The following is a 5,476-nucleotide window of genomic DNA, read 5'->3' as shown; positions in this document are numbered from 1 at the left end:
CCTGTCACAGGGGTCCTGTCATCGGCAGCGTCACGTGCAGCCGCCAGGTCCGCGTGGCGGTCGGTCCGGCCGTCGCGGTCCCGCCCAGCAGCCTGGCCCGGTCCGCGATGCCGCGCAGGCCGTGGCCGCCGCCGGCGCGGGAGGGCGCGGGGCCGTCCACCGGGTTCTCCACGGTGATCTCCAGGTCGCCGCCCGTCACCGCGATCCGCAGCTCCACGGCGGCCCGCTCACCGGCGTGCTTGAGGGCGTTGCTCAGCCCCTCCTGCACGATGCGGTAGGCCTCGCGGGACAGCAGCGGCGGCAGTGCCTCCGGGTCGGCGTCCACGGTGGCGCTCACCCGCTGACCGCCCGCCCGGGTCCGCCGCAGCAGGCCGTCGAGGTCGGCGGCGAGGGTCGGCGCCGGGGCCGTGCCGGGGGCGTCACCCTCGCGCAACACGCCCAGTACGGCGTCGAGTTCGCCCACGGTGCGCCGGGTGGTGTCCTCGATCGCGGCGAGGGCCTCACGGACGAACTCCGGGTCGGAGTCGAGGACCCGGCGGGCGGCGCTCGCCTGGAGGGTGACCGCGCTCAGGGCGTGGCCGACGGAGTCGTGCAGCTCGCGCGCCAGCCGGTTGCGTACGGCCAGGTCGGCGGCGCGGGCCTCGGCGGCGGCGAGCCGCTCCCGGGGCGTGGGACCGAGCAGCGGGGGCGCCCAGCGGGCCAGCAGCGCACCGCAGCCGGCCGCGCACCCCGCCAGGGCGACGAGTGACGCCGCGCCCGCGACCGGGGCGAGTGCCAGGACCCAGGTGTGGTCGAAGGCCTCGGGCAGCCCGAGCCGGTCGCCGCGCAGCCCCGCGAGGACCGGCAGCACGATCAGCATGGCGGCGAACGGCGGCAGCGCCAGCGACATCCCCGCGATGATCCCGCCGAACCCGAGATGCAGCGTGAACCAGGCTGCCGTACGGCCCTTCTCGCCCCGTGCCCGCGCCGGTGTGAGGGCGAGCCGGTCCGCCTCCACACCGCACAGCCAGCGCACGGCGGCCGACTCCAGCGGCCGGGTCAGCGGGAACAGCGAGGTGACGGCCGCGAGCGGCAGGCCCACACCGAACGAGGCGAGTTGGAGGGGCAAGGACCCGAAGACGTCCGTGGATCCGGTGGCCGGGCCGATGACCACCGAGCCGACCAGGACGTACGGCATGGCCAGCGCACCGCCGAGGATCAGATGGATCCACCGCAGGCGCGCCCGCCGACCGAACAGCAGCCGGGCGAACGCGCTCACGCCGCCCGTCGCGCGGCCTCGGCCGAGCGCTCCGCGAAGTGGTAGGCGCCGATGGCGGCGACGACGAGGCCCACGAGCATCTGGCCAGCGTAGGCGAGATGCATCAGCGGCGTAGGGCGGTCGGCGATGGCAGCCACGCCGCCGAGCGAGGCCAGCGACAGCCATCCGCCCCAGCAGGCCACGGCACCCGAGCCGACCCAGGCGAGAGCGAGCGGCACCGACACGGGCAGGGCCCGGCCGCGCCGGAAGGCCAGCAGCACGGCGCCGGCGACCGCCGCGAGGAGGAACACGACGTACAGGGCCTCCAGGACGTAGAACTCCCCGCCCCGCTCCGCCGCCTGCCCCTGGCGGAGTCCGGCGGAGACGCCGCAGGCCCACAGGGCGTGGAGCGTGAGCGGCGGCAGGGCGAGCACGGCGGCGGCCACGGCGAGGGCCCGGTGGGCCGGACCGACGGCACCGGCGGGCAGCTCCCGCACCCGCCCGCGCCACAGGTGCCCCCAGCGGTCCCGGGCATACAGCGCGAAGAGGCCGCCGAGGGCGAGCCCTTGCGCGATGAACCCCGTGTACACGACGGCGAACACCCACTCGTCCAGGAACGCCTCCCGGCCGGCGGACGGGGCACCGCCGCCGAACGCCTTCACCACCAGCTGCGCCGGGAACCCGGCCATGATCGGCGCGAGCAGCCCGGTCGCGACCCACACGGGGAACGCGAGCAGCCACGCGGGCACCCGCAGCCCCCACGGCCGGGTCAGCACCAACGCCAGCACGATCACCCCGCTGTCCAGCAGGACCGAGGCACCGTTGATCACGGCCATGGCGAGGCGGTCGTCGAGCAGCGCGCTGCCCGCGGGTATCCCGACGCGACTCCCGGCGATCCAGGCCGCTTTGAGGGCGAGGTACGGCACACAGGAGACGACGGCGACGGCACGCAGGATGCGCCGGGTGCGGCCGGGACCGGCGGGGCGTGGAGCGGCGAGAGGAGCGATCGACTGCGTCATGCGACCAGGCTCCCGCGGCAGGGGCCGCGGGCACCTCCTGCCCTGCGACGATCCGCCTCCGCCGGGCGGGGGAGGAGCAGGGGCCCGCTCAGACCTCCAGGAGGAGCACCGTCTCGTCGATCTCGGCACCCCGGGCCGGGGCGTACCCCCGGGCAGCCGCCACCACACGGAACCCGCACTTCTCCAGCACCCGCAGCGACCCCGCGTTGTCCGACGCCGCCCGCGCGTACAGCGGGCGCTCGGGCACCTCGGCGAGCAGCGCCCGCAGGGCCCGGGTGGCGATGCCCTTCCCCCAGTACGCGCGGTCGATCCAGTACGTCACCTCGCGCTCGCCCGGCACCCCGTACACCGCCGCGCTGCCGACCACGTCTCCGTCGGCCAGGACGGTACGGGCGACGACGTCGGGCGAGACGCGGAGCTTGGACCAGTGGGTGTCGAAGGCCGCCCGGTCGGTTGGGTCCTGCGGGGTGAAGGCCGCCATGCTCAGGGACTCGGGGTCGTTCATCTGCCGGAAGAAGACCGGCAGATCGCTGTCGTGGATCTGGCGCAGCTCGACGTTCATGCCTCAGAGCCTACGGGTGGCCAGTGTCAGCCGGTCCCGGGCGTCGAAGAGCGCGTCCTTCACCAGTTGCTCGTGCGCCGGGGTCAGCCGGGCCACCGGCACCGAGCAGCTGATCGCGTCCCGCGCCGGTGTGCGGTAGGGGATCGCCACGCCGAAGCAGCGCAGCCCGAGCGTGTTCTCCTCGCGGTCCACGGCGAAGCCCTGCTCCCGCACCTGGCGCAGCTCCTCGATGAGCTTCTCCCGGTCGGTGATGGTGTGTTCGGTCAGCGCGGGCAGCGTCTCCGGGAGCATCTTGCGCACCTGCTCGTCGGAGTACGTGCTCAGCAGCGCCTTGCCGAGGGACGTGGAGTGCGCGGGCAGCCGGCGGCCGACCCGGGTGAAGGGGCGCAGATAGTGCTGCGACTGGCGGGTGGCCAGGTAGACGACGTTCGTGCCGTCGAGGCGGGCGAGGTGGATCGTCTCGGTGGTGTCGTCCGAGAGCCGGTCCAGCGTGGGGCGGGCCGCCGCGACGACCTCGTCACCGTCGATGTACGAGGTGCCGACCAGCAGGGCCCGCACCCCGATGCCGTAGCGCGTGCCCGTCGCGTCCGTCTCCACCCAGCCCAGTTCGACCAGGGTGCGCAGCAGCATGTAGAGGCTGGACTTGGGGTATCCGACGGCCTCCTGGACCGCCGCGAGGGAGTGCATGCCGGGGCGTCCGGCGAAGTATTCGAGCAGTTCAACCGTTCTCACCGCGGACTTGACCTGCGCCCCGCCGCCCGTCTCGCCAGCCGACATCGCCCTTGACCCCTTCGTTGGACGGGAAATAGTCTCCACAGCATATTCATCATCGGAGACAGCGTTCAGCATATCGAACGTCCCTGGTGAGTGACCCAGTACTGCGGCAATACATGTGTGGAGGGACCCGCGGTGGCAGCAGCACCAGTCTGGAGTGTCGACCCCCGAACCGGGAAGCAGCGTGAACAGGTTGCCGTGGAGGCCACAGCCCAGGAGGTGGACGCCGCCGTCCGAGCCGCGCACGAGGCGCGCGGCGCACTCGCGGACCGCACGGTCCGCGCGGCCTTCCTGCGCAGCGCCGCCGAGGAGCTTCAGGCGGCCAAGGACGGCCTCGTCGAGACCGCCGACGCCGAGACCGCCCTCGGCCCGGTCCGGCTGACCGGTGAGCTCGCCCGCACCTGCTACCAGCTGCGGGCCTTCGCGGACATCGTCGACGAGGGCGCCTTCCTCGACGTCGTCATCGACCACCCCGACGCCACCGCGACCCCGCCGATCCCGGACCTGCGCCGCTACAAGGTGGCGCTGGGCGTCGTCGCCGTCTACTCGGCGTCGAACTTCCCCTTCGCCTTCTCCGTCGCGGGCGGCGACACCGCGAGCGCCCTCGCCGCCGGCTGCCCGGTCGTCGTCAAGTCCCACCCCGACCACCCGGCCCTGTCCGAGTACGTCGCCAAGGTGCTGCGCCGCGCCGCCGCCCGGCACGACATCCCCGAGGGCGTCGTGGGCCTGGTCCACGGCTTCGAGGCGGGCGTCGAGCTGATCAAGCACCCGCTCGTCGCGGCGGCCGGCTTCACCGGTTCCGTGCGCGGCGGCCGGGCGCTCTTCGACGCGGCGGCCGCACGCCCGGTCCCGATCCCCTTCCACGGCGAGCTGGGCTCCCTGAACCCGGTCGTCGTCACCGAGGCCGCCGCCGCCGAGCGGGCCGAGGCGATCGGCGCCGGTCTCGCCGGTTCCATGACAATGGGCGTCGGCCAGTTCTGTGTGAAGCCGGGCCTCGTCCTCGCGCCGGCCGGCGCCGCCGGTGACGCCCTGCTGAAGTCCCTGACGGACGCCGTCAGCGACACCGACGCCGGGGTCCTGCTCGACCACCGCATGCGCGACAACTTCGTGGCCGGCGTCGCCGAGCGGGCCGGACTGCCCGACGTCGACTCCCCGGTCACCCCGGGCGCGGGCGGCGAGCACACCGTCAGCGCGGGCTTCCTCACGGTGCCGGCGAGCAGGCTGGCCGCTGAGGGCGAGCACGACCTGCTCCTGGAGGAGTGCTTCGGGCCGGTCACCGTGGTGGCCCGCTACGAGGACGAGGCCGAGGTGAGGTCGGTGCTGTCGCGGCTGCCGGGCAACCTGACGGCGACCGTGCAGCTGTCCGAGGAGGAGGCGGCGGGGCAGGGCCGTGGCGCCGAGATCCTCGCGGAGCTGACGCCGCTGGCCGGGCGGGTACTGGTGAACGGCTGGCCGACGGGTGTCGCCGTCGCCCCCGCCCAGCACCACGGCGGGCCGTACCCGGCCACCACGTCGACGTCCACGTCGGTGGGCGGGACGGCGATCGAGCGGTGGATGCGGCCTGTCGCCTACCAGAACGCTCCGGAGGCGCTGCTCCCGGCGGAGTTGCGGGATGACAACCCCTTGGGCCTGCCTCGTAGGTACAACGGGCGTCTGGAACGGTAGGCGCCGTGGGGGCGCGGGAGGTTCGCGGGCCGCGGGTTCGCCGTGGCCGATCGCGCCCACGCGGCGGAGCCGCACATCGACACAGTCCCGCGCCCCTGCGGGGCGGACCTGGAAGACTTGGCCGAATGGATCTGGAACTTTCCGAACTTCCTTTCGGCCTGCGTACATACGGGCCCGACGGTCACTGGTCCTACGAGGACGGGGTGCTCACCGGGTGGG

General features: G+C 74.1%; 5 protein-coding genes and 1 pseudogene. 2 read left to right on the top strand and 4 right to left on the bottom strand.

The genetic code is table 11. The annotated features are described in order from the left end of the window. Window positions 1-4 precede the first annotated feature (4 nt). From C1J00_RS37485 to C1J00_RS37470, 4 genes are all read right to left on the bottom strand, one after another. Entirely contained in the window at window positions 5-1,258 is a 1,254-nt protein-coding gene (locus C1J00_RS37485; protein ID WP_102913376.1) for a sensor histidine kinase, read from the bottom strand. After that, window positions 1,255-2,256 carry a hypothetical protein gene (locus tag C1J00_RS37480; protein ID WP_102913375.1) on the bottom strand — a complete coding sequence of 334 codons (1,002 nt, stop codon included), beginning with the start codon at window positions 2,254-2,256 and terminating at the stop codon, window positions 1,255-1,257. The genes C1J00_RS37485 and C1J00_RS37480 overlap by 4 nt, the downstream gene beginning before the upstream one ends. Window positions 2,257-2,344: 88 nt before the next feature. After that, window positions 2,345-2,818, bottom strand: a complete 474-nt coding sequence (locus C1J00_RS37475; RefSeq protein ID WP_102913374.1) for a GNAT family N-acetyltransferase — start codon at window positions 2,816-2,818, stop codon at window positions 2,345-2,347. Window positions 2,819-2,821: 3 nt separating this feature from the next. Then, window positions 2,822-3,595: an IclR family transcriptional regulator gene (locus C1J00_RS37470; protein WP_031109054.1), complete on the bottom strand. Its 774-nt coding sequence runs from the start codon at window positions 3,593-3,595 to the stop codon at window positions 2,822-2,824. Window positions 3,596-3,727: 132 nt separating this feature from the next. Here C1J00_RS37470 and C1J00_RS37465 point away from each other — a divergent pair, with 132 nt between their 5' ends. Beyond that, on the top strand, window positions 3,728-5,257 hold the full coding sequence (locus C1J00_RS37465) for an aldehyde dehydrogenase (NADP(+)) (protein ID WP_102913373.1): 1,530 nt from the start codon (window positions 3,728-3,730) through the stop codon (window positions 5,255-5,257). Between the two features lie 125 nt (window positions 5,258-5,382). Beyond that, a pseudogene (locus C1J00_RS37460) lies at window positions 5,383-5,476 on the top strand (DUF1349 domain-containing protein); the annotation flags it as partial.

The organism is Streptomyces cahuitamycinicus, assembly GCF_002891435.1.
Classification (GTDB): domain Bacteria; phylum Actinomycetota; class Actinomycetes; order Streptomycetales; family Streptomycetaceae; genus Streptomyces; species Streptomyces cahuitamycinicus.
The sequence above is the reverse complement of the archived record's forward strand: the minus strand, read 5'-3'. Positions and strand labels throughout refer to the sequence as shown.